The sequence below is a fragment of the Proteus sp. TJ1640 genome, from assembly GCF_003144445.1.
In the GTDB taxonomy this organism is placed as follows: Bacteria; Pseudomonadota; Gammaproteobacteria; order Enterobacterales; family Enterobacteriaceae; genus Proteus; species Proteus penneri.
In genome coordinates, this window is record NZ_PENY01000006.1 from 241,565 (window position 1) to 266,770 (window position 25,206).

Consider the following 25,206-nt stretch of genomic DNA (forward strand, 5'->3'; position numbering starts at 1 on the left):
AGTTAGATAAATACGTTAAATACAGTGAAATAATGCAGATAGAGATAAGAAAAACGAGGTGAATATAGGGGTGAGAGGAAAGCGTAAAATACTTAGAATAGATTAATCAATCAGGTAGAAGATGGCCTCTGCTTCAGGGTGCTGTGAAGCAAAATCCCGTAGTTGATAAAAACGTTCGCACATCACCTCACTTTCTGTTTTAAATGACCACACACTAAAAACCAATAAACACACGACAATCCCCATCGCTTGAGGAGAAACCTGCGTTTCATGCCCATTATGAGAGTTGATTAAAAGCATGGTGCTCTTCCGATAAATCAGGGTAAAGATAAGCCCCTTGATTCGATAAGGTACAAAACGACCAAAAAGCCCCGTGATAGTCAGGACATAATTGGTCGAGGGTGTGAAAGATAACGGATCCTATTTTTAACCATTGTGGAATAGCACCAAAGTGCTGAAACCAATAATTATCACGATGACGTAATGAAACTTCTTTAGAAATAATTTGTTCAAGTGAAGACATTATCAATTTCCTTGTTTAGGGCATAAAAAACCTGTATGGCTTTATTTTTCACTTTCACACCACAGAAATACCAATGACCGTTAAAATAAATCAGTTTGTACGGTGCGATACCTTTTATCGTGGTGTTGCAATACAAGAACTGAATACAACGTTTATCAATAATGGATTGAGTTAATACTGCAAACGCCCCAAACAACGAGGGCGAATGCTGAGGAGCTTCATGATAAATCAGATAAGGCGGTGCTTCTTCAGTGTCCAATAACACCGCCAACTTATCACAGACATCTGTTAATATTTCATGATATAGCACACCTTTGTTACCACGAAATAAACTCACTAAACTGTTAGCATCATAAGTTTGTAATTCTGCACAAATGGCAGGCCAATACTTTTGATGGTCAGGATAAAAGAGTTGATATTCAGGGGTGTTGGTTAATGTTTCAGACCAACCTTTTTTCACCGTCTTTAATATCGTGTGTTAATACCGATAACAGTAATGATAAGTCTTCATTACTGCATTGCCCAATAAAAGATAAATCTGCATCAATACGATAGTTCGCCATCTTTTGTGTCCTCGTTTAATTAAGATGACGTTACTATAAAACACCCCACTGACAGGGTATGACAGGCAAAATAATTATTTTAAAATAATAAAAAAGATTGAAGCGACAGGATGTGTCACTTCAATGATAAAGCCTTTGTTTGGCTTCGAGTGATTAATATATATCTAAGATTTTCTTGATTTATTATCTAATTTAGATTCATCCTCAATCAGTTTTGTAATTAAATCAACAATAGTCATATCATACGCCTTTGCTAATTCATCAAGATGATGTTTTACACTAGCATCTATATCACAGTTAAGTGTTTTTACCTTCTCGGTTTATCCTATAAACACTCTGTTTATAGGCACGAGTTGCATCGTTTATTAATTGTTTCTTTATTGCGGGATGACAACACCAACTTCTCAACACTCCGTATATAGAAAAATAACACTCTCTACCGGAATTAGGACTAAATAAATGACGATCACTTTTTAAGGTAACTCGACTTCACTTATACCACGCTGTATCACCTATTCTCTGCTAAAAGCTCACATGAAATAGACTCATCACAGCCTTCAAAAGGTGAAGCGCCTTGCGAAGTCTTTACCACCTCCAAATCATCCCAAGTTACTGCATAAATATTTATAGACATAACAGTAAATAAACCTACTCGAGTGCTCATTATCACCTTGTGACAAACAAAGAATAACCTCTCCTATTGGATTTCTTCACTCAATCACTCACTTCGAACAGATAAGTCTTATTCACCGCACATATATTAAATTTATTTACCATTTGGCTTGCCCTTCTCTGAAATAACCTGCTAACTTAAGGTAAATATATACAATAAATAAATGCAGTGGATAACGGGATAGTCCGCTCTATTTTCGGTTGCCACCCTGCATCGGAAAGGAAATAAGCATGGATGTTTTTATACCCTCTCAGAATCGTTACCATCTTACTGTACAAGGTGGTGAAGCGTTATTGGATGTCGAGTCTTTTACCGGTTATGAGGCTATCAGCGACACCTATCGTTATCAGATAACTGTCACCAGTGATGCCCAAGACTTACAACCGCAACAGTTACTCCGCCGTAGTGCCACACTCGCCTTTACTCCCCCATTCAATAGTTTAACTGATTTAGTCACCCAACCTCCTGTCACTAAACAAGTTCATGGTGTTGTGACTCAATTTCGTCGTCTATCGGGCTCGGTTGATGAAGCACGCTATCAATTAGTGATTGAGCCGATGTTTGCTTTATTGCGCCATCAAATTCGTTCTCATCGATTTTTCCTCAATCAATCGGTGCCTGATGTAGTGAGTCAAATCTTACGTGAGCATAATTTTAAAGACTGGGAATTTGAATTTACGCTTAAAAATGAATACCCTAAACGTGAGCAAATCAACCAATACCACGAAAGCGATCGCCAGTTTATTGAGCGTTTATTAAGTGAAGTCGGTATCTTCTATTTCTTCTCATTACAAGACCAAACCCAAACCGAAGTTATCCATTTGGCCGACCGCCAAAGTGCTTATACCTTTGATAAAACCCTGCCGTTAAATAGCCCTTCCGGCATGAATGATAATCACCAAGAAAGCGTGTGGGGATTATCATTACGTCACCAAGTGGTCGAACACAATGTTTTAACTAAAGATTACAACCACCGCCAAGCACAAGACACCTTAATTTCCGTGGTTACCAATATGACGCGGGGCGATGCCGATGATATTCATTATGGCGAGGTGTATCACTATCAAGCGCGTCATTTGAACCGCGGTGATAAAATCAATCCCGATGTGGAAACCGCCAACTTTTGGGCACGTCTTGATCATGAGCGTTTCCTTACTCATCAAACGCGCTTAAAAGGCGAGAGTAATGCTGATTTCTTATCGCCCTTACAAGTGCTCACCATTACAGATAGCAGCTTAATCTCTTCACTACCCGCCGTCTTTCAATCACCGATTTTAATTACACGTTTACGTTTTAGTAGTGGGCGTGAACATGCCTTAAATGTGCGTTTTTATGCCACCCCTTACAGCGAAACACTTTGTTGGCGACCGGCATTAAAGCCACGACCTGTGGTGACAGGGACGTTAACGGCACGCATCACCAGTGCCAAAGATAACGATATTTATGCCCATCAAAATGACGCCGGTTTGTACTGGGTGAAGTTTGATGCCGACCGTGATGATAAACCCATGGGGTATGAAAGTATGCCAGTACGACTGGCCAAGCCTTATGCCGGTGATACCTACGGTATCCATTTTCCGTTAATTCAAGGCACTGAAGTCGCCATTGCCTTTCATGAAGGCGACCCTGACCGCCCGTATATCGCCCATGCATTGCATGACTCGCGTCACCCTGACCCCATCACCGATAAAAATAATACCCGCAATGTCATTCGTACGCCGGCCAACAATAAACTGCGCATGGAAGATAAACGCGGTGAAGAGCATATTAAAATCAGTACCGAGTATGGCGGAAAAACTCAGCTTAATTTGGGGCATTTGGTTAATCAAGGACGTGAAAAGCGCGGTGACGGCTTTGAATTACGCACCGACAGTTGGGGTGCTATCAGAGCGGGTAAAGGGCTATTTATTAGTACCGATTTACGTACCAAAGCTTCTTCTGAGCAACTGGATATTCGTGAAGCCAAACAACAGTTAGAAGACGCACTTCATTTAGTCGATTCTCTGCGTGAAGCCGCCGAGGTGGCAAAAGCAGAATTAGCCAATGTCAAAGCCCAACAGTATTTATTAACGCAGGCAATCAGTGAATTACAACAAAATGCCATGCTGTTAAGTGCGCCTGCGGGAATGGCTTTAACATCACCTAAAACGGTTCACGTCAATAGCGGTGAAAACATTGCGCTTACCGCACAACACCAAGCGGATATTTCTGTGGGCAAAAAAATTACCTTAGCCGCGGGTAAGGCCATCAGTCTATTTGCTCAAAGTAGTGGTATTAAAGCCTTTGCAGCAAAAGGGAAGGTCGAACTGCAAGCACAAAGTGATGAAATGCATTTAACGTCACTGAAAGATTTAACCATCACCAGTACGGGTGGGAAAACCGTGGTGGCAGCCAAAGACGAGCTATTACTCACCTGTGGTGGGGCGTTTATTCGCTTAAAAGGGGGACAAATTGAGTACGGTAGCCCAGGAAATCAAACGGTAAAAGCCACTAATTGGGTGGTCAATGGCCCTGAATCTATGGATATCACACATCCTCAATTTCCTCAGTCTTTACCAAAACAAACGCTACGTTTTCAATTAAGTGCCTCCCCCAAAAGCCCCATGAAAGCACGGGCATTTGAGCCATATGAGCTTTATGCCAATGGTGCGCTTATTCATAAAGGGGTGAGTGATATCAAGGGAAATATCCAAATTAATCACAATGTTACAACTGAAAACTATCAATTATATTTATTGAGTGGTGATCGCTATGACATCACAATCCCAACCAGTGAAAATGAAGATAGTGAAGAGGGTGAGAGTTCACCAGTCAATCAAGGGTTTAGAACCAGCGCCCCAAGTCAAGATAGAGAAGCATCGAGAATAGGCAATCAGTGGAGTGAAAATCTGGCTCAATTTTTAGCAACCTACAAGGGAGATAAGTAATATGGCTGGCAATCTGTGGGATCAATTTCCTATGGGGGTTAAACTTCCTCAATCAGCGACACCGCCGATGATTGAAATTCCCGTATCTCAGTGTATGCAGACAATAGCAACGCCAAGTTGGATACCTGAAAGAACGAAATACCCCATGAGCCTATTCGCTTATTCTCCACTGGTTAACGGTGAAGAGACCTTTGCAGCCGTTGCTGAAGCAATTCGAAAAGCGAAAAGAAGCATCGATATTATTACCTGGGGTTTTCAGCCGTCTATGTGGTTTGAAAGAGAAGGGGGGCCAATATCGACAGGACGTTATCCCAATATTGGTGAATTATTAGCGCAAAAAGCCAATGAAGGTATTCAAGTTCGGGTGTTAGTTTGGTTTGACCATGTGGGAAAATTGGCAGAAAAAAGCTTTCCTGGTTGGGGGCAACCACTTAAGCTACCTGAATATACGCATTTTAATACTAATGACTATCATGTATTTGGTGAAAAATTAGGTTATCAATCAGAGAAACAGTACCAATTTGATATTGCTTGGACAAGGAAAGCCCTACGACAAGAAATTCCCAACCTATCTGTACGCGTACGTGCCCTTTCTATGAGTATCCCCGGCTCACGATTAGCCGAGGTCACTAAACAAACAAACCATCAATTTTCGAGTGAAGAATCAGCATTAAGTATTCGATGGGCGGCACTTGCAGGCGGCTCTACCCATCATCAAAAAATGGTATTAATCGATTATGAAGATAGTCTCGATGCCATTGGTTTTGTCATGGGGCACAATATGCATTCTCAATATTGGGATCAAGATGCTCATAGCATTGAACGTTATGACCCGAATCAAGGACGTGATGGGCCTACCGCATGGCAAGATACCTCAAATTGTGTGTATGGCGAGTTATTATATGATTTAAATGATAACTTTGTGACGGCATGGGAAAAAGCAGGACCAGCAAATAAGGAAGACTTGAAACAGCTTTCCCAAAGAAAAAACTGCTCACGTTGTGATTATACGCCTAGTGATGCACAAATTAATGCTATCGCTAACCGCTATACTTTTTTAAAACATCCCTTAATAAAGACCAGTGGTAAAATTTGCCGTACTCAACCTGAATATAACGAATACGATATTTTAAAAGCTTACGACCATGGTGTGAAACATGCTCGTCATTATATCTATTTTGAGAACCAATATTTTCGCTTGTCTTCTATCGCACAAAATTTGCGTGATATGGTCAATGAACGTAATAAGCGTTTTGCCGAAGCCGCAACCACAGATAGCCAATTACAAGGTCTTAATCCTCCCCCGTTTTATCTTTTTGTGGTCACAAATTCAACGGAAAAACCGAGTGTAGGCGACTCTAATGAAGTCGGTGGCTATCAAACTTTTAAGATGTTAGATCAATTAGGTCGTCGAGATTTAATGAAAGAACACGTTTTCGATAAAGAATATAAACCTAGAAATTCATTTTGGGGGCTTTATATTCCTGATGAGCATATTCAAAACCCTGATGATATTAAACCTGAAAAAATTGAAGGTCTAGAAACCATGATATGTACATTGGTATCGCCTGATTCAGATAAATGGCAACCCGTATATGTGCATAGCAAATTAACTTTAGTTGACGATACGCTTTTAATTCAAGGCTCTGCGAATATTAATCTACGCAGTATGGCATTTGATAGTGAAATTGCTGTGGTATTGCAAGATACCGACGATTTTCCCATTGTTAAACCGTTAAGAGAAAGGCTATGGGGATTGCATAAAGGAACGGGGAGTGTTTCTGATGATTTAACGGATGAGTTTGAAGATTGGAAAGAGGTTATTAACGTCAATAAAGAGTTAAAAAAGGATAGAAATTCACCACAAAGCTCCTTAATTCCTTTTGAAGATAAAACCATTAATCTAAAAAACTCGGATTAAATCATGAAAAACCAAATCAAGACGGCATTATTGCTAAGTCTTATTTTACTTGTGGGTTGTAAGCCCATTGAAAAAAAGGATATCACGGTGACTCAAAAGGCAGAACCCGATTTAACCTTTACTTGTGTCTATGAAAAAGACACTTTACCGCCCGTTGACCCTGAAGCGGACCATTGGTTTAAACACGCCCGCGAACTTGAAAAGGTCAATCAATATCAACGCGACTATACCCAAATTGGCGAACTTTATCGTAAAGCCGCTGAGCGCAATCACCCGAAAGCGATGCTCAATCTGGGTAATTTAATTAGCTATGGGAAAGTTGCCCCCCTTGCAGGAAAAGGTCCCGCACAAGAAGCGTGGGATATTGCCCGTAAAATGGCCACACTCAATATTAGCTATGGTTATTACCAAATGGGACATTATTTAGATACCGGCTATGGTGTTGATAGAGATAGAACCCGCGCACTAGCTTATTTTCGCCAAGCCGCCGATTTAGGAAATCCTGAAGCACAATATGTGATTGGGGATATTTTTATTTCACAACGAATTGGGGATAATAATAATCCTGCTTATCGACCTGAAATTGGTAAACAATTACTCAATTGTGCTAGTTTACAAGGAAGTGGAGAAGCGGCCTATAGGTTAGCTAGTTACATTAAAAATGTCGAAAAGGATACAGGTATCACACTAAAATACTTTCAATTATCAGCCCAAAATGGGTATCGTATTAGTGCTTCGATTTTAAGTAAAAGCTTTCAGACCAATACAAGTCCCAAAGACTACTATTATCTTGCAGTCAAACCTGATCCTGAGCGCTCAGCTCGTTACCAAGCTATCGTAAAAGAAATCGATGCTTCTAATGAAACCGCCACTTTTCCCGATATTGATAAAATTGTCCCCCTTCCTCCTGCGGAACTGCCCGAATGGGATGGTACCTTTGAGTATAAAAAACAGGCTGAGGCGCAATAATTAAATGGTTATTTCTTTTTTATCGACAACATTATCCGTTATCCGCGATAGCGCCAAATACCTAATCATTTGCAGTGTGTTATTGCTGATAAGTTGTAAGCCGTTAGATAAAAAAGACGCCTCAATAAATCAAAAAGTCGAACCCGATTTAACCTTTACTTGTGTCTATGAAAAAGACATGTTACCGCCGATTGACTCTGAAGCCGACCATTGGTTTAAACACGCCCGTAAGCTTGAAAAGGTCAATCAATACCAACGAGACTATACCCAAATTGGTGAACTCTATCGTAAAGCGGCTGAGCGTAATCACCCTAAAGCGATGCTCAATCTGGGTAACTTAATTAGCTATGGTAAAGTTGCGCCACTTGCAGGAAAAGGCCCTGCACAAGAAGCATGGGATATTGCCCGTAAAATGGCCACACTCAATATTAGCTATGGTTATTACCAAATGGGAAATTATTTAGATACGGGCTATGGTGTCAACAGAGATAGAACCCGCGCACTAGCTTATTTTCGCCAAGCCGCTGATTTAGGAAATTCAGAAGCACAATTTGTCATTGGAGATATTTTCCTTTCTAAAAGACTCGATAATATGCAAGATAATCCAGCTTATAGCCCTGATATTGGTAAAAAAATGTTAGACTGTGCAACACAGCAGCAACATGGAAAAGCTGCATATTATCTAGCAACATATTATCTAGATGTAGATGAGGATTTAGATAATGGAATGAAATATCATCAATTAGCTATAAAAAATGGCTACCGAGCTTCAGCCTCAGCATTAGCAGAAGGTTTTAAGCCTAATATAAAAGAAAAATCAATGTATTATCTCCCTATTAAACCCGATCTTGAACGTTCCGCTCGTTATGAATCCATCAAATTAGAAATTAGAAATAATCCCGAGGCACGCTTTCCTGATATCGATAAAATTGTCCCTCTTCCTCCTGCGGAATTACCGGAATGGGATGGTACTTTTGAGTATAAAAAACAACAGATAAGCCAATAAAAGGATATAAGTATGCGCGCGATTATTCGTTTAGGTGACAAGACAACACATGGTGGTGAAGTGATTACCGCATCGGGTTCCATCATGTACAGTAAACCGATAGCACTTGTCGGCGATAAGGTAATTTGCCCTAAGCAAGGACATGGAATAAACACTATTTTGCCCGGTTCAACGCGTATGAAAATATCAGGGCGTCAAGTTGCACTCAATGGTTTTCAAACCGAATGTGGTTGTACGCTGATTGCCAGCTTATCATCGTCAGGTGAACAATCATGATAAGTTGGAAGATCCCTTCCTTGACGCCCCCACCCGCCCCTAAACCTCCTCGTTTTATACGTTGGTTATTTATCATGATAATGATGGGAGCAATTGGATTTGCACTCGGCCTTTATTTATCCATAAATGAAATGCTATCACCCACGATAAACAACACCATGCTGATCGTTGTCTTTGCGCTTTGTCCCGCGTTACTCATTGGCCTAATCCGACTCTTTATTTATTCTCTTGCTTCTTATCGTCATCAACTTTTTACCGACATGCTTGATGATGCAAGACAAAAGTGGCGTCACTGGGCGGGTAAGCATCTTGGACTATTAACGCACGCTCGATTAACGCATATTGATGAAGAGAAAAAAGAAGATGAGCCTTTATCTTCATTGACGCCCAATAAAGACAATATCCTCAAACTCGAACAGTTGAAATCATGTTCTGTATGGGAAAAACAAGAAAGGGTGGTGCAAAAATTACTGGCACCCATTGCAGAATATTATTATCAATACAATCTTACTGTGCCAATAACATTATATTGGCAAGCAGAAGAACAACAGACTGATTGGCAAGCGCTTATTCAACAAGAAGCGGTACACTTATCATTACCGCTAGACACTGTCGAAATGTTACCCTACGCGTCGTTCAGTGAATGGTTATTAGCGCTGTATGAAAGTCCTTTTGAACCTAAAGCATACGCGATATTAACGTTTCAGTTAGCTGAAACGGCTAGTGAAGAAGCCACGAGTCTATTGCTTGCCCCCCAAGAGTTCTATGAACAACTAAAAGCCCCGATTAAAGCAAAACTTCTACGCCCGATAGCCACAGAGAGCGACGCTTTTGCTGATGCATTAAAGACACAATGTGAATTTCAATTAAGTGGCCCTCAATTAACCGCGCTTTGGCACAGTAATGTGAGTGAGAGTGATAAAGGAGAATGTATTCCACACTATGTTCAACAAAATATGCGTTGTCTTTCTGAGCATTTTTACGACTCGAACGTATTTTTGGGTATAGGTGGTTTAGCAAGACATAGCGTGACACTCTCTTTGGCTAGTGAAGCTCTGATGCCCGCCCTGATAATTCATCAAAATGGAAATAACCTGTTATTGCAACAAGTCATTATCTAGCATCACATAGTTGATGAATAAATAGATAAGGGGATGATGTTATTAACGCATACTTATTACAGCCTACATGCCCGATTATAATGACGTTCATATTAATGTTTTTAATTTAGAAAAATATTATCAGCACTATTTAGTGACGTCTTATTCTAAATAAACACATTATGGATGTATAAAATTAAGAATTAAAATTAAAACCATTATAAATCAAAATACTAATAACTTAATACATTGTATCAAGCTTTCCATGTGATCCGCCTACATTTGTAACGACACCTCACATTCACTTATATAATCCTGTATTCTTGCTATATACACTACGTGTAGACCAAAGTATCACTAAAACGTATAAAAAATAATTCACATAATAGCCTTCTTTATATTTAAACGTGAAGAAGGCTATTTTGTTATTTAAATTTTACACTCACCACCTTATCCAAGCTCCTTTCCAACTCATCCATATACTGAGCATGGATATACGTACCACGGATCGCGTTCTTATCAATATGCGCGAGCTAGGTTTCAATTCATACAGAGTTATATCCCTTCTTATGCAAAATCGTGCTCATCGTGTGGCGAAATCAATGTCCTGCCAACAAGCAAAGCGGAGCTCTTGTGTCCGAACAACCGTTAGCAGAATAATTTTAGTCGCTGTTTTGGTGATCACACTACCTGTATAACCAGCTAGATCCTTCAGAAAATAAGGTAACTCTTCAGCAGTTAAGAATGGGAAATGTTGTTTCTTCGGTGGGGTTAGTGCTGTTGCCAGATCAGGTGCTGGATTGTATTCGATCACATAAGGAGAAAGTAGACTTTAATAGACGTTGATAAGCTAGGCGTGGCGGAGATCACAGGAGTCGCATATGGATATAAACAATATGATTTAAAAAGAAATTATTAATATGGATAAATAACTAACCCCCAAATGCACCCCCAAGACAAAAATCATACCCACATCAGTGATACAACTAATAGCTTATAAATAACCTAACAAGTCTTGTGATTATTCTGTTCACTAAAAGCACCAGTAGTAAACTTTCGGCTATTACCCTTATGTCAAATAAGGTATGATTTGCTACACTATGACTCAATTATTAATGGACAGCAAGGCTCCTATAATGAAAGAAAAAGAAAACCTTTTCGGTTACCTAATTGAAAATTGGGCGACTCCATTAAAAACTATTTCATTTTGGATTTTAAGCATTAGTGGTTATTCATTAATCCGTAGTATTGAGCAACATACTAATGTTTTTGAAAGCATAAACTTTGATATTTCAATATATATTCAAGGAGTTATAATTATCCTTTCATATATATTTGCAAATATCCTAGACAACTTCATACTCAAAATACTACGAAATAGCGCACCAAATCCTCCCCCTTCGACTAAACCTGAATATAAGACAAAATCCCCCCTCTAGAGTTAAAAAACGAAAAAACTGAAAATAACACTGCTACAAATAAACCAAGTAAAGACGCAATAAAAGATCCGTGGGCTAAGAAGTAAAATGTCATCTTTTTTAACTAGTTAGCTAATGACTTTCAAAGCACTCATACATCTTTTCTGTCATCACCCACAGCGCCTTATTCAATTTAATATCACCATCAATCCCATTCACCGAACGAGTACGAGCACGTTTGCCTTTCGCATTTCTGCCTGACAATCCCCCCTTGATTAAATTCTCCTGCAAACGTTGATATATCGTCCATAAGTCATCTTTCTTATCTTCCCATCGGCGAGGCTGTAAAACCTGTTCCTCGGTAATCGGTTGATGTTCCTCACCAAAACGATAAGTTAAAGCTGCTTGTGCCAAGGCTTGTTGTGCTGGTGGCGGTAACAATAGTGACTGCATCTGTTCACGCTTTTCTGCCACCGAATCAAAGGTTTCCAATACCTCATAGGCTCCTTCAATTACTTTTCCTACAACATCACCTTTGTGCGGTACACGCACTTCACCGAAGGTATCACCGCACACTAGCCCATTTTGACACACAGCTCTAAATAAGCCCGGCAACATTTGATAACTGCTTGAGCCATCATGACTATTAAGTAAGATAATTTCAGGCACTTGGATTCCTGTGATTTGGTCATGACGACGTAGGCGTAACATATGCTTGGTATGCTCTCGACGGCTGGCATCACGTACACGAGTTTGGCAAGCAAAGAATGGATAAAAGCCTTCTTTTTGAAGGCTATCGAGTAATGTAATGGTAGGGATATAGGTATAACGGTCACTTCTCGACTCATGTTTTTCTTCAGAGAAAACACTGGGTACGGTACAAAATAATTCTTCAATCGTTAATGGGCGGTCACGACGAATACTATTGGCACGCCCGAAGCGTGAGGCTAATCGACTCATCATCAATTCCTTAAATAATTTATTAGTTAGATAAATACGTTAAATACAGTGAAATAATGCAGACAGAGATAAGAAAAACGGGGTGAATATAGGAGCGAGGAAAGCGTAAAATGCGTAAAATAGATTAATCAATTAGGTAGAAGATGGCCTCTGCTTCAGGGTGCTGTGAAGCAAAATCCCGTAGTTGATAAAAACATTCGCACATCACCTCGCTTTCTGTTTTAAATGACCACACACTAAAAACCAATAAACACACGACAATCCCCATCGCTTGAGGAGAAACCTGCGCTTCATGTCCATTATGTGAGTTGATTAATAGTAGTTTCTCTTCTGATAAATCTGGGTAAAGGTAAGCGCCTTGATTTGATAACGTACAAAATGACCAAAAGCCGCCATGATAGTCAGGGCATAATTGATCGAGTGTGTGAAAAATAACGGATTCTATTTTTAACCATTGTGGAATAGCACCGAAATGCTTAAACCAAAAATTATCACGATGACGTAATGGGACTTCTTTAGAAATAATTTGCTCAAATGAAGACATCATAAATTTCCTTGTTGAGGGCATAAAAAACGAGGCGTGATGAGCCTCGTTAAGCGGGATTAAAAGGTTAATGAAGGCAAATCAAGAGGGAGTAAAATCTACCCTCTATCTCGATAGTTAGGGTTTAAAAAGGGCTTGTATACTTTTATCCACTACACTGCCTACGATAACAGCACAAGTGAAAGCTGCGCCTAAGCGTGCGGTTTGACGGTTATCATTACTGAGTTCAGGGCATTGTTGTAATGCTTCATCCACTGCCTTTTGAGCACAGTAAGCAGAAGCTAATACCACCAATGCCCCACTGGCTTGGGCTACCCATCGACATAACGACATAGAAAAACCTCAAAAAAAGCCATTCAATAGGAGTGGCGAGTTAGTTAATAAAATAGAGCGACGAAATGGATTAATATACATTAACTCATTGAGGACCTGACCATGTATCTGATTCTAATACTAAAAATGATCCGCATTGAGGCTCACCCACTTTACAGACCTTAGTGGCTATCGATTTTGATGGCCATTGACGTGAAGCACTATATTCAAGGCCTTGGTTGTCCACACACCCTATTTTTAACCAATTAGCTTGTGCTCCTTCATTAAAATAAATACTACTGATGCAAGTAATTGCTTTGGGTGCAGGTTTGTTTGCCGCTTTTTGCCAATTGGTTTCTGAGACTAATTGTCCTGCCGGTAAGCCCAATCGCCATTTCCCTTCCCGTTTATCATTTTCGACTTTTAATTGTTGAGCAAATTCGGGGGTTAAATAATAGGTATAACGGTCTGGTTGAACTTCACCGGGTAAATAAAGTGCACTTGCGGAAGGAATAATCACCGCACTCATCATGAATAAACCAATTTTCTTAAACATAATAAAACTCCTTAATTAATAAAATAATTAATCCGATAATCAAAAACACTTATAAAGAAGAGAAGGTGGCTTTAATGATGGCGTCAGATAAACCCCCAATAATAACCACAGTGATAAAGGACATTATCAGCCGTACAGCACGTTGTACGCTGGTTGGGGTATCATTCTGTGACATATTTACTTCACAACGTGCTTGGGCTTGATAAGCGAGATACAGTGTTGCAAATGTTCCTAATACACTTGCAATACTTCTATTTAACGAAGACATAAATTATTCCTTATGACACCCCGAAATTAAGAAGACATCATGAGTGTTTTGATATAGTGAAAATGAGGAAGTGCCGTAATAAACTGCGGTTGCTGTATTAATTGCTCTACCTCCTGTTGTTTAATAAAAGTGTGTTGAGTGACAAACACATCACTCATTTCTTTAAGATAAAAAACCTGTATGGTTTTATTTTTCACCTTCACACCGCAAAAATACCAATGACCGTCAAAATAAATCAGTTTGTACGGTGCAATACCTTTTATCGTGGTGTCGCAATACAAGAACTGAATACAGCGTTTATCAATAATGGCTTGAGTTAATACTGCAAACGCCCCAAACAACGAGGGCGAATGCTGAGGAGCCTCATGATAAATCAGATAAGGCGGTGCTTCTTCAGTGTCCAATAACACCGAAATAAGCTTTCTATCCAGTGAAGGAAAGAACGGCACCATGCTCGTCATCGACGCAAATTGCAGAATGTCTTTATCGGTTCTAAAAAAACGTTGTGATTTTGCTAACCAATAACATCCTGCTTTATAGTCCAAATCGAGATAAATAAGCCGTTCATTAAAGTCACGTTGTAAAGTGCGTACTGACACATTAAATTCTTGTGCTAATCCTTTTAAGGATAAGATTTCTCCTTTAAACAACTGGGTAATAATAAAGGCCAACCGTTGTGCCAAACGATCATGCCGATGTTGAGATGATGACATAGACGTTATTCCGTTAAAGCAACCAATGAAAAGCCAACTTAGTCGCAAGAAAGGTGTTTTTGGCGTAAATAAGCCACGATAATGCACGCCGGTACCGTGACACGATAGGCAGGGCCTGCAATATCAGATAATAACCAAGCTGAGCTTAGCGCTAATCCAATCGGTCCTGCGATAAATGCCAATGCTCGCTGAGCCGCAAAAAGAGTCCCAAATGTCGCGATACCGCCTAAGGCGTTAATGACACTGATGGCCGATAACGTCGCTAATTCTAAAGCTGCAAAACCGGATGTTTTAATGGCAGCTTGCATGGCAATTAATATCAATTGCGGGGTAGGGTTGGTCAGATTTAATTGTAACTCTTGAGCTAATTTTTTTAATTCCTCCTCTGTCATTTTGTCTAAGCTTTTCTCAAAAACTTTTAATAAAAGATTTAATTCAATGATTTCTGTTTCACTCTTTTTAGCGTAATTCACCTCCAACTTATCACAGACATCCGTTAATATTTCACGATACAACACACCTTTATTACCACGAAATAAACTCACTAAACTGTTAGCACCATAAGTTTGCAATTCTGCACAAATGGCAGGCCAATACTTTTGATGGTCAGGATAAAAGAGTTGATATTCAGGGGTGTTGGTTAACGTTTCAGACCAACGTTTTTCACCGTCTTTAATATCGTGTGTTAATACCGATAACAGTAATGATAAATCTTCATTACTGCATTGCCCAATAAAAGATAAGTCTGCATCAATACGATAGTTCGCCATCTTTTTATGTCCTCATTTAATTAAGATGACGTTACTATAAAACACCGCACTGACAGGGTATGACAGGCAAAATAATTATTTTCAAAAAATAAAAAAGATTGAAACGACAGGATGTGTCGTTTCAATGATAAAGCCTTTGTTTGGCTTCGAGTGATTAATATATAACTAAGATTTTTTTGATTTAATCACCTTCCTTTATGTCCTCTTCCAACATACTCTTTTTCAATTAAATAGATTAAAAACTCATTCATTTTTTTGTTATCTCTTTTCGCCATCATATCTAACTTCTCTTTAGTATCAATTGGAATATAAGCATTGATGATTTTTTTATCTTTTATCTTCTCTCTATACTTTTCCTGTGCCCAAGCCTTTTTCATTTTTATAACTAACAACTCTTTTCTTTCATGTACTCTAATATTCCATGTGTCAAAGAAAGATTTCAGTTGTACAAGCGGAGAAGCAAAACGATAAGCATCCAATATGATAAAGCTATTATCATATTTTTTTAGATAATTCCTTGCCCATTCTATTTGCTCTTTATCTTTCTCATCAAGCCAACTTAAATAGTCATTATTTTCAATTAACAACCATCTTTGTTTTAGTTCATTAATAAGTTTAATTTTTCCTTCTCGTTCTCTCGCAACTTTTGATATGAAAAGTTTAATTGACTCTATATATTGATCTTTAGTTGATGGTGTTAATTCAAAGCTTATTATTCTATAATACACCTCATTTCCATCATGATTAACATCATATTCACTCCAATTATTGTTTTTACGATGACTAATTATTTTTTCTATTTGTCTTTTTGTTAAAACCTCAGAGATAATATAAAAGACAAAACAATAACAACGCTCTTCCTTTAACCAATCATAAGCATCTGAAGTAATATTAGTTTCATTAAATCTCACTTTAGCTTGTCTAATAAACTCTTTCCTTTTTACCTCATCAGGTATTTCTTTTAATATCGCATCGTTGATTTCTTTTTCCCCTCTTGGCGCATCTTTCCAATGCGTATAATTAAACTCATCAATAATCATTCCTGAATAAAATCTTCTCTCTATTTCATTAGAAACTTTCAACTCGCTTCTGTTTTTATGTTTACTATTTCTTTTCTTTTTACTCATAGTACACCTCAGAACTAGGTAGAAAATTGTGTATTATAATTGGTATATTATCATGTCGTTATCAAGTTGATATATTAGTTGTGATAATAGTTGTATAAAAAACACAATAAAATATAAAATCAATATGTTACATAACTTTAATCATATTTAAAGACTAACTTTCACTCTAATTTCATACTAAAATTTCTATAAATTGGTTACTCTCTACTTGGTTTTTTATCATTTCACATCAGGATCACTGTTACTATAATGAAGGAGTGTTTATTATTAATATAATCTCTACCGAATACCTTGCTAGAACAAACACCATAGATATAGTTAAAATAAAATAGTAGTGCCTATATTAGGAAGACAATTACCAATATAGGAACATAATCATGACTCATGATGATAAAAATCTATTGCTACTATCCTCAATTAGACAAGGTAAAAATACTATTATCACAGTAGATATTGATGATCGTAGTTTTCTTACTGAACTCATTAGAAATGTAAATTATTTATTATCTAAAAAATTAGAAAACAAACCTGCCTTCCTATGTAAAAAAGCAGGTGGTATCTCACAAATTATAACATCCAAACAAGGCACCTCTTTTTTAGATGCATTAAAGTTGACTTATAGTCTTTACTATAATAAAGAATTAAAATACCAAAAATTACACCCTGCGATTGAAGTGTTATTACGTATTATAGATAAATATAAAATAACAGGTCACAGTGAAATATCATCACTAGTCGATAGTAGAAAATCTTTATCCACGTTACTCAACCATGCTTATAATGAATTTATAAAAGAGGTAAATTCAAAAGAATACCTAAAATCTCAACGGTGCTTTTATCAAAATGCCAATAGAATATTTTCACGCAGCAAGAAATATATTGATAATCTATTTGATCGTCATTCTAAATTACTGGTTATTCGTATTGACTTATCTTATCAAACAAATAAAAAACATTTAATCACTAAAAATTTATTAACAGAGCATCGAAAAAAACTTTATAAAGCGATTAATCAACACCCCCTTTTCAAACAGTGTGTAGGATATATGATTAAATTGGAATATGGCAGAAATAAAGGTTTTCATTACCATACGCTATTCTTCTTTAATGGGCAGAAAGTTTATAAGGATATTGTCATTGCTAAAATGATTGGTAAGTATTGGGCTGACATCATTACAGAAGGGAATGGGTTATATTTTAATTGTAATTACCAAAAAGAGCGATATAGAGAATTAGGGATAGGAATGATAAATAGAAAAGAACAACACTTACGAACTGGATTAATCAAGACTATTCATTACTTATGTAAAGTTGATAAAAATATAAAAATAGCTATACCTGGTTTAAAAAGAACATTTTGGAGAGGAGCGATTAAAGCCCATTAATTTATTTTTCACACGGAAGGGTAATGATATAGAAGTCATACTCTTCCTTAAATTAAGAGACGACTTCTGCCTTTTCATTTCGATAAAAGACAGGAGCATTATCATGAATACCCAATCTATTTCTTTATTAGACGATGAATTAGTCGATATGAAGTTTATTACGCAGTTTACTAAATTAACGGATAAATGGTTTTATAAACTCATTAAAGACGGTCAGTTTCCTAAACCCATTAAACTAGGACGAAGTTCTCGTTGGTACAAACACGAAGTAGAAACTTGGTTAAAAGAACAAATTGCTAAATCAAGAAAATAATCACCTTTTATTTTTTTATTATCTTCTCCTTATCCATTAATTAAATTATTCCATTTCAATCACGCTTATCATGTTAATCCATGAGGAATAACTGTATCTGTCGTATCTATTATTAATACATTTATCTATTACCTGTAATCCACTTGCCTAAATTATAGCGGGTGGGTTATTTATTATAATATGGATGCGTTCGATTTATACACGTTTAATACAATGAGTTTATCAAAAATAATACGTATTATTAACTATACTAATTATTAGGCTGTTTCCTTTCCCCTACCCTCAATACATCAAAAAAAAGAATGGTCTTAGAAATGAATATAATGCTTTGATAAAAAATAAAATATTTATTTAATGTAAATTTATCTTGATTTTTGTATGTCAATTTAGCTAAATAGCACACATTAAAATAAAGAAATAAATTTAATCAATCCAACATTAGTAATGTTTTTGGTGTCTTTTCTGCTTATAAATCAATCAATAATTTATTTTAAACACGGTATATATAACTTAAGGATAATAGGAATTACTAATATAATGAATATGAAGTGCGACTTTACACGGATGGTTTTATTCTCTTTTTGTTTTTTCTCTGCGTCGTTAATGGCAGCCCCTGAATCACCATCAGAAAAAGCGGCCGCGATTGATGCCAATGAACAACAGCGTCAGCAAGAACGTGAACGGGCATTGCAAGCGCAAAATACCCCCGAGGTTGATGCTCGCCTTTCTCGTCCTGATGTGAACTTACCCAACTACCCAAGCAATGAAAAACCCTGTTTTGTGATTAACACCGTTTCGCTGGAAGGTGATGCTTCAGACGATTTTCAGTGGGCATTAAACGTCATTGATGACGCGAAAGGGCATTGCTTGGGTGGACAAGGGATTTTGCTGGTGATGAATAAAGTTGAAAATACCATTTTATCTAAAGGCTATGTCACCACTCGGGTAATGGTGCAAGAACAAGATCTCACGCAAGGTCATTTAACCCTAACACTGCAACCGGGGTATATTAATGCTATTCGTTTTGATGAGGGAGTCTCTTGGCGCGGACGCTTGTGGAATGCAATCCCTGCCTCGCGGGGAGATATTCTTAATCTGCGTGATATCGAGCAAGGGCTGGAAAATTTTAAGCGTGTTCCCAATGTGACCGCAGATATTCAAATTGTCCCCGGTAAAGAAGAATCCACCAGTGATCTCGTGGTCAGTTGGCAAGAAAAACGACCTTTTCGTTTGAGCCTGGGGTTAGATGACAGTGGTTCAAAAAGCACAGGGCGTTATTTAGGTACCGCGACGCTCTCTTTGGATGCCCCTTTTGCCCAAAACGATCTGTTTTATGCCAATGTGGGTAAAAATTACTTTGATAATGGGCCGTTAGGTAATCGCTCTTATACCTTTAACTATTTTATTCCTGTCGGAAATTGGGGCTTTGCCGCTAACTACAATCATTATACCTATCATCAAAACATTCCCAATGCGAATGAGATATTGCGCTACAGCGGTGAAAGCGACAATACCCAATTTACGGTCTCGCGACTGCTATTTCGTAATCAGTTTCATAAAACCACTCTCAATATGCGGGTCTATCGCAAGCATTCCACTAATGCGGTAAATGGGATTGATATTGACCAACAACACCGCCGTACCGCCGGGTGGGAAATCGGCTTCAATCAGCGCAGTTATTTCGGTAATGCGACCTTAGATGCCAACCTCAACTGGCGCCGTGGTACGGGTGCCTTTGGTGCCATTCGCGCCCCAGAAGAAGAGACTCACAGTGGTAGCGCTAGAACAGGACTTTTATTAGGTGATATCAGCTTTAATCAGCCTTTTGCTTTAGGTGAACAGCCTTGGCGCTGGAATACGGCACTACGTGGCCAATGGAGTCAACATGCCTTAACACCACAAGACAGAATGGCCATCGGTGGACGCTATACCGTGCGCGGTTTTGATGGCGAGCAGATGCTTTCTGGTGAAAAAGCCATTCTTTGGCGTAACGATATCGCTTGGAATGCCTTTTCTAAAGGACAAGAACTCTATTTAGGGCTCGATTACGGACGTGTTGAAGGACAAGGTGCACGCTATTTAGTGGGGCATCAATTAGCCGGGACAGCGTTAGGTTTGCGGGGGGCGTTATGGTCTCGAGTTAGTTACGATGTGTTTGTCGGTACTCCTCTGTATAAGCCTGAAAGTTTCCATACTGCCGGCGCTACTGCGGGTTTTAGTCTTAATATTGACATTTAGTTGTTATGTGGCTGGTTATTCCCCATGGACTAACCTCTCTTTTTGTTTTTTAGGTGGTCAGTTTTTAAGGTCTTTTTATGAATAAGCATTGTTATCGTCTTATCTTTAGTCGTACTCATGGGGAGTTACGCGTTGTCTCCGAATTAACGAAAAGTCACAGTAGTGAGGCGGGGCAAACACGGGGCTCTCAAGGTGCTCGTCTATGGGTCACCCTTCGCCGTAGTGCATTATTGCTCTGGTTAGCGTTAGGCAGTCAGAGTGCGTTAGCGGAAGGTATTGTTGCTGATAACAACGCGCCTCAACATCAACGTCCAGAGGTGATTAATACGCAAAATGGGTTACCACAAGTCAATATTGTAGCGCCTAATGACGCAGGTATTTCCCATAACCAATACACACAATTTGATGTCGACCAACGGGGCGCGATTTTAAATAACTCAGCGGTAATGACCTCAACACAAACCGCAGGCATGATCCAAGGCAATGCCAATCTTGATCCTAACAAAGCGCCAGCTCGTGTCATTTTAAATGAAATTAACAGCAACAATCCTAGTCAACTCAAAGGCTTTTTAGAAGTTGCAGGGGGCAAAGCCCAAGTCATTATCGCTAATCCATCAGGTATTATCTGTAATGGGTGTGGCACGATTAATGCTGGTCGAATGACACTCACCACAGGAAAACCGCAACTTAATAACGATGGGAGTTTAGCGGGATATCGTGTTGAAAGTGGGGTTATTCATGTTGAAGGTGGTGGGTTAAATGGGGACAGTCGCCATGATACGCAATACGTTGACCTACTCGCCCAAGCGGTAAAAATCAATGCCGGCGTGTGGGCAAAAGACAAAATTGAGGTGGTGGCGGGTCGCAATCAGGTCGATACGCAAAATAAAACCACGGCACTTGACTCAAAAGATAATGACATTAAACCCGAATTTGCCATTGATATGGGGCAGATGGGCGGGATGTACAGCGGTCAAATTCGTATGGTGGGCACCGAAGACGGTGTTGGTGTGCGCAATCAAGGTGGGCACATACAAGCAGATAAAACCCTAACGGTGAAAAGTAATGGGCAATTAGTCTGGCAATCAGCAAAAGCACAAGACGCGGTTACTCAAGCTAAAGGGGATATTACCTTATTAGCAAAAGACGACCTTATACATCAAGGTAAACTACATAGCGGTGGTAAATTAGAGGTAGAAAGCCAAGAAGGCGCGATTGTTCAATCGGGGACACTGGCCGCAACACAAGATGTAACATTAGTGGCTAAAAAAGAAATAACAAGCCAAGGAAATTTATTAGCAGGTAGCGATACTCAAAGTCAAATAACGCAACATGCTAATTTAACACTCAAAAGCCAGCAATCGATTAATGCTAATGGACATTTGCTGAGCAAAGACGCCATTAATATCACCGCAAATGAGGTTGATTTAAGCCAAAGCCAAATCGCGACATCCAACTTAACCATAAAAGCAAAACAAGGCAACAGCCGTTTAAATAATACCCATGTAGATACCCAAACGCTGGCTATTGCTGCGACAGGCGATATCTCATCTCAACAAGCCAAAATAAAAGCCCAATCTTGGGACATCAGTGGTGAACGTCTCTTTAACCAAAAGGGCATCTGGACACAAACCGGTGAAAGTGAAAGCCGCTTTGCCTTAAACGGTCTATTCGATAATACCCAAGGCAGTATTGAAGCCTATCAACTCTCTCTTGATGGCCAAGCGTTAAATAATGCTAATGGACGATTAGTCACATTAAATACCGCACCACAGCATTGGCAGTTTCATCAATCTATCAATAATCAAAAGGGTGAGTTGGGTAATAATGGTGATCTGCGAATTGAAACGAATAATCTGAATAATGATTCAGGAAAAATCAATAGCCCAACACGTTTAACCTTAACTGCAAACTTAGGGGTTGATAATCAAAACGGCCAACTTCTTTCCGGTGAACACCTTGTTTTAAATACAAATAAGGGGCTGAATAATCAATCCGGTGATATCAATAGTCGCCAAATTGAAATCAATGCGGGCTCATTTAACAATACCCAAGGGCAGTTGGTCGGCCAAGACACGTTGACACTGTTAACCTCTAACGCGCTGAATAATCACCAAGGCCTTATCGCTGCGGGAAAAACCTTAACCTTATCCGCCCAAGGTGATTTAAATAATCAGCAAGGTACCGTTCAAAGTGAAAATGTCTTTAACCTTTTGGCAAACAATATCGATAACCAAGAAGGCCAACTGCTTTCTGCCAATCAGATGGCCGTTAAAACGACAGCGCTAATATCATCAAAAGGCACTGTCAGCGCAAAAGCGACGGACATTCAGGCCCGTTCCATTAGCAATATTGCAGGGAAAATTATTGGGCAAGATACGCTTAATATCGTGGCTAATCATATCCTTGATAATACACAAGGCACCCTACTGACGAATAAACGCTTATCTCTGCAAGCTGGGGATATAAATAATCAATACGGTGTATTACAAAGTGGTGAAAACGCCAAAATTGAACTCCAAAACCTTAAAAATGATCAAGGTAAAATTCTTTCGGGACAACACCTAGCCCTCAATAGTGAAGAAAAACTGGATAATCAACACGGTGAAATTAGCGCTAACACGCTGGTTATCAATGCAAACAGTGCACTAAACCAACAAGGGAAGCTGGTTGCAACGCAAAATATGGCGTTAACGGCTCAAAAATCTATCAATAACACCCTTGGCTTGCTGGAAGCAGGTCAACAATTAACGGTAAAAACGCAAGGCCTGTGGCATAACCAAGAGGGTGTTGCACAAGCGGGAAGCCAAGTGATTGCGCAAGCACAGACACTGGATAATACCCAAGGCTATTTACAATCAGCGGGGACATTGACATTACATACCGATGGCGATGTCATTAATGCCTTAGGCAAAATAGCAGCCCAACAGGCGTTGACATGGCAAGGGGCTGAAACCAGTTTATTGAATAACCATCACGGCATAATACAAACTAATGACCGTTTAACCTTAAATGGCGGCCAATTAACCAATCAACAACAAGGAAATATCTTTAGCCAAAATGCGTTACAGTTAATATTGACGGGTGATTTAAAGAATCAAAACGGGCAACTGACCAGCAATGACAACGCTGTTATCAAGGCGAATAATCTGACGAATGCACAAGGTAAAATCAATGCCCTTAATACGTTAGATATTCAATTGGCTAATCAATTAGATAACCGTCAAGGCCACTTGTTTAGTCAATCTGCACAACATTTACAGGCCTCTGATATTCTAAATATTAACGGATGGATGGGCAGTTTAGGCGAGTGGTCTGCTAACACGGCAACATTTAACAATCAGTCAGGCCAGGTACAGAGCCAAAAAGAGACCTCTCTAACGGCAAATAGTCTCAATAATGAAAAAGGGCTTTTCCAATCTAGTGATAATATTGAGTTACGGATTGCCAACCGTATTAATAATAATCAAGGTAAAATCAGTGCACAAAAAGCGGTAGATGTAAGCAGTCAACAGCCTAAACATGGAACTGAAATCATCAGTAACCAGTCTGGGCAATGGCTAGCCGGTACTACTCTTCGTTTACTGGCAAACACTATCGACAACTCACTGCAAGGCTTACTGTATAGCCAAAAGCAGATGCAACTACTTGTTGATAATGGACTAAATAATCAACAAGGTAAGATCCAAAGTGGGGATAATCTCACCTTAACCGCCCAATCATTGCAAAATAAATCAGGATTAATTGACAGCCAACAGGTTATCAATTTACGTATAGCGGATTTATTGGATAACACGTCAGGTAAGATAAGAAGCAATCACAACCAAACCATCCAAGCTTCAAGCATTCAAAATCATCAAGGCCATATCAGTAGCCAAGGCACACTTACCGTCAAGGCCACACAGCTTGATAATGACCAAGGCCTATTGATTAGCCAACAAAACAGCGATTACCACCTTGAGCGCGTGAATAACCAAGGCGGTAAAATACACAGCGGTCAAGGGTTAACCCTCACAGCAGATACGCTCCAAAATCAGCAAGGTCAGCTGGTTTCAACACAATCACTGACTATCAATACAGCGCAATTAGATAATCACAATCACGGTGTTTTAAGTAGCCAAGCGGCATTAAATCTCATCACGACTAACCTTAATAACCGTGATAACGGTTTAATTTGGGGAACGACGCAAAATACGATTTCAGCAAAAAATATTGATAACACCCAAGGGCGCCTACAAAGTAATGGATTGTTATCCTTAAATTCTCTCTCTTTATTGAATAACCAAAAAGGGCATATTTTAGCTAATGGGGCGATTGCGATAAATGCGAAAGACGCCCCTATTGCCTCAACCTTAATGTTATTGAATCAGCGTGGCGTTATTCAAAGTGGTGATAAACTCACACTTAATACTCAGACTTTCAATAACCAAGGTGGCACGTTACAAAGCGAAAAAGCTTTAACGCTTACCGCAAAACAGGATCATACTCAACGTAATGGCGATATATTAAGTAGCAATCAATCCGTTTCCCTTTCTATTTCTGGCGTATTTACGAATTTAGCTGACTGGTTATTACCCGCTTCACTGACGATAAAAAGCCAAGACGTGATCAACTCAGGCACATTAGTCAGCCGTGCATTTAATC

General features: G+C 39.0%; 21 protein-coding genes and 2 pseudogenes. 11 read left to right on the top strand and 12 right to left on the bottom strand.

Annotated features, from left to right (window positions below):
* Positions 1 to 102: 102 nt before the first annotated feature.
* From DK861_RS02670 to DK861_RS18395, 3 genes and pseudogenes are all read right to left on the bottom strand, one after another.
* Positions 103 to 523: pseudogene (locus DK861_RS02670) on the bottom strand (antirestriction protein).
* Positions 510 to 983, bottom strand: a complete 474-nt coding sequence (locus DK861_RS18390; protein ID WP_239452124.1) for a WYL domain-containing protein — start codon at positions 981 to 983, stop codon at positions 510 to 512. The pseudogene DK861_RS02670 and the gene DK861_RS18390 overlap by 14 nt, the downstream one beginning before the upstream one ends.
* Positions 964 to 1,086, bottom strand: coding sequence for a DUF3944 domain-containing protein (locus tag DK861_RS18395; RefSeq protein ID WP_239452125.1), 123 nt, complete (start codon positions 1,084 to 1,086; stop codon positions 964 to 966). Before DK861_RS18395 ends, DK861_RS18390 begins: the two co-directional genes overlap by 20 nt.
* Before the next feature lie 903 nt (positions 1,087 to 1,989).
* Here DK861_RS18395 and vgrG point away from each other — a divergent pair.
* The 6 genes from vgrG to DK861_RS02705 are packed head-to-tail and all read left to right on the top strand — an operon-like array spanning position 1,990 to position 9,979.
* The gene (gene vgrG, locus DK861_RS02680) at positions 1,990 to 4,686 is read left to right on the top strand and encodes a type VI secretion system tip protein VgrG (RefSeq protein WP_109399182.1); all 2,697 of its coding nucleotides are present in this window, start codon (positions 1,990 to 1,992) and stop codon (positions 4,684 to 4,686) included.
* Between the two features lies 1 nt (position 4,687).
* Entirely contained in the window at positions 4,688 to 6,607 is a 1,920-nt protein-coding gene (locus DK861_RS02685; RefSeq protein WP_109399183.1) for a phosphatidylserine/phosphatidylglycerophosphate/cardiolipin synthase family protein, read from the top strand.
* Positions 6,608 to 6,610: 3 nt separating this feature from the next.
* Positions 6,611 to 7,576: a DUF6396 domain-containing protein gene (locus DK861_RS02690; RefSeq protein WP_109399184.1), complete on the top strand. Its 966-nt coding sequence runs from the start codon at positions 6,611 to 6,613 to the stop codon at positions 7,574 to 7,576.
* A 4-nt stretch (positions 7,577 to 7,580) separates the two neighbouring features.
* Positions 7,581 to 8,582 (top strand): DUF6396 domain-containing protein, encoded by a 1,002-nt coding sequence (locus DK861_RS02695; RefSeq protein ID WP_109399185.1) that lies wholly within the window; start codon positions 7,581 to 7,583, stop codon positions 8,580 to 8,582.
* Positions 8,583 to 8,594: 12 nt separating this feature from the next.
* On the top strand, positions 8,595 to 8,858 hold the full coding sequence (locus DK861_RS02700; protein ID WP_109399186.1) for a PAAR domain-containing protein: 264 nt from the start codon (positions 8,595 to 8,597) through the stop codon (positions 8,856 to 8,858).
* Positions 8,855 to 9,979: a hypothetical protein gene (locus tag DK861_RS02705; protein WP_109399187.1), complete on the top strand. Its 1,125-nt coding sequence runs from the start codon at positions 8,855 to 8,857 to the stop codon at positions 9,977 to 9,979. Before DK861_RS02700 ends, DK861_RS02705 begins: the two co-directional genes overlap by 4 nt.
* Positions 9,980 to 10,383: 404 nt before the next feature.
* Here DK861_RS02705 and DK861_RS18400 read toward each other — a convergent pair.
* A pseudogene (locus DK861_RS18400) lies at positions 10,384 to 10,766 on the bottom strand (hypothetical protein); the annotation flags it as partial.
* 328 nt (positions 10,767 to 11,094) lie between these two features.
* Between DK861_RS18400 and DK861_RS02715 the strand changes: the two are divergent.
* Entirely contained in the window at positions 11,095 to 11,397 is a 303-nt protein-coding gene (locus DK861_RS02715) for a hypothetical protein (protein WP_162556754.1), read from the top strand.
* Positions 11,398 to 11,508: 111 nt separating this feature from the next.
* On the opposite strand, the gene DK861_RS02720 is transcribed toward DK861_RS02715, so the two are convergent.
* The 8 genes from DK861_RS02720 to DK861_RS02755 all read right to left on the bottom strand — a co-directional run bounded on the left by DK861_RS02720 (position 11,509) and on the right by DK861_RS02755 (position 16,626).
* On the bottom strand, positions 11,509 to 12,336 hold the full coding sequence (locus tag DK861_RS02720) for a DUF932 domain-containing protein (RefSeq protein ID WP_109399190.1): 828 nt from the start codon (positions 12,334 to 12,336) through the stop codon (positions 11,509 to 11,511).
* 124 nt (positions 12,337 to 12,460) lie between these two features.
* Positions 12,461 to 12,883: an antirestriction protein gene (locus DK861_RS02725; RefSeq protein WP_109399191.1), complete on the bottom strand. Its 423-nt coding sequence runs from the start codon at positions 12,881 to 12,883 to the stop codon at positions 12,461 to 12,463.
* Between the two features lie 114 nt (positions 12,884 to 12,997).
* On the bottom strand, positions 12,998 to 13,213 hold the full coding sequence (locus tag DK861_RS02730) for a hypothetical protein (RefSeq protein ID WP_109399192.1): 216 nt from the start codon (positions 13,211 to 13,213) through the stop codon (positions 12,998 to 13,000).
* 85 nt (positions 13,214 to 13,298) lie between these two features.
* Positions 13,299 to 13,748 (bottom strand): hypothetical protein, encoded by a 450-nt coding sequence (locus tag DK861_RS02735; protein WP_036905947.1) that lies wholly within the window; start codon positions 13,746 to 13,748, stop codon positions 13,299 to 13,301.
* Positions 13,749 to 13,797: 49 nt separating this feature from the next.
* The gene (locus tag DK861_RS02740; protein WP_109399193.1) at positions 13,798 to 14,016 is read right to left on the bottom strand and encodes a hypothetical protein; all 219 of its coding nucleotides are present in this window, start codon (positions 14,014 to 14,016) and stop codon (positions 13,798 to 13,800) included.
* 26 nt (positions 14,017 to 14,042) lie between these two features.
* On the bottom strand, positions 14,043 to 14,729 hold the full coding sequence (locus tag DK861_RS02745; RefSeq protein ID WP_036905952.1) for a WYL domain-containing protein: 687 nt from the start codon (positions 14,727 to 14,729) through the stop codon (positions 14,043 to 14,045).
* A gap of 38 nt (positions 14,730 to 14,767) precedes the next feature.
* The gene (locus tag DK861_RS02750; RefSeq protein WP_109399194.1) at positions 14,768 to 15,499 is read right to left on the bottom strand and encodes a DUF3944 domain-containing protein; all 732 of its coding nucleotides are present in this window, start codon (positions 15,497 to 15,499) and stop codon (positions 14,768 to 14,770) included.
* A 185-nt stretch (positions 15,500 to 15,684) separates the two neighbouring features.
* On the bottom strand, positions 15,685 to 16,626 hold the full coding sequence (locus DK861_RS02755; protein ID WP_109399195.1) for a hypothetical protein: 942 nt from the start codon (positions 16,624 to 16,626) through the stop codon (positions 15,685 to 15,687).
* A gap of 377 nt (positions 16,627 to 17,003) precedes the next feature.
* On the opposite strand from DK861_RS02755, the gene DK861_RS02760 reads away from it, so the two are divergent.
* The 4 genes from DK861_RS02760 to DK861_RS02775 all read left to right on the top strand — a co-directional run.
* Positions 17,004 to 18,011: an inovirus-type Gp2 protein gene (locus tag DK861_RS02760; protein WP_109399196.1), complete on the top strand. Its 1,008-nt coding sequence runs from the start codon at positions 17,004 to 17,006 to the stop codon at positions 18,009 to 18,011.
* A 103-nt stretch (positions 18,012 to 18,114) separates the two neighbouring features.
* Positions 18,115 to 18,324, top strand: coding sequence for an AlpA family phage regulatory protein (locus DK861_RS02765; protein WP_036905955.1), 210 nt, complete (start codon positions 18,115 to 18,117; stop codon positions 18,322 to 18,324).
* Between the two features lie 603 nt (positions 18,325 to 18,927).
* Positions 18,928 to 20,562 carry a ShlB/FhaC/HecB family hemolysin secretion/activation protein gene (locus tag DK861_RS02770; protein WP_239452126.1) on the top strand — a complete coding sequence of 545 codons (1,635 nt, stop codon included), beginning with the start codon at positions 18,928 to 18,930 and terminating at the stop codon, positions 20,560 to 20,562.
* A 77-nt stretch (positions 20,563 to 20,639) separates the two neighbouring features.
* Positions 20,640 to 25,206 (top strand): filamentous hemagglutinin N-terminal domain-containing protein (locus DK861_RS02775; protein WP_162556755.1); only part of this gene is annotated, 4,567 nt, incomplete at its 3' end.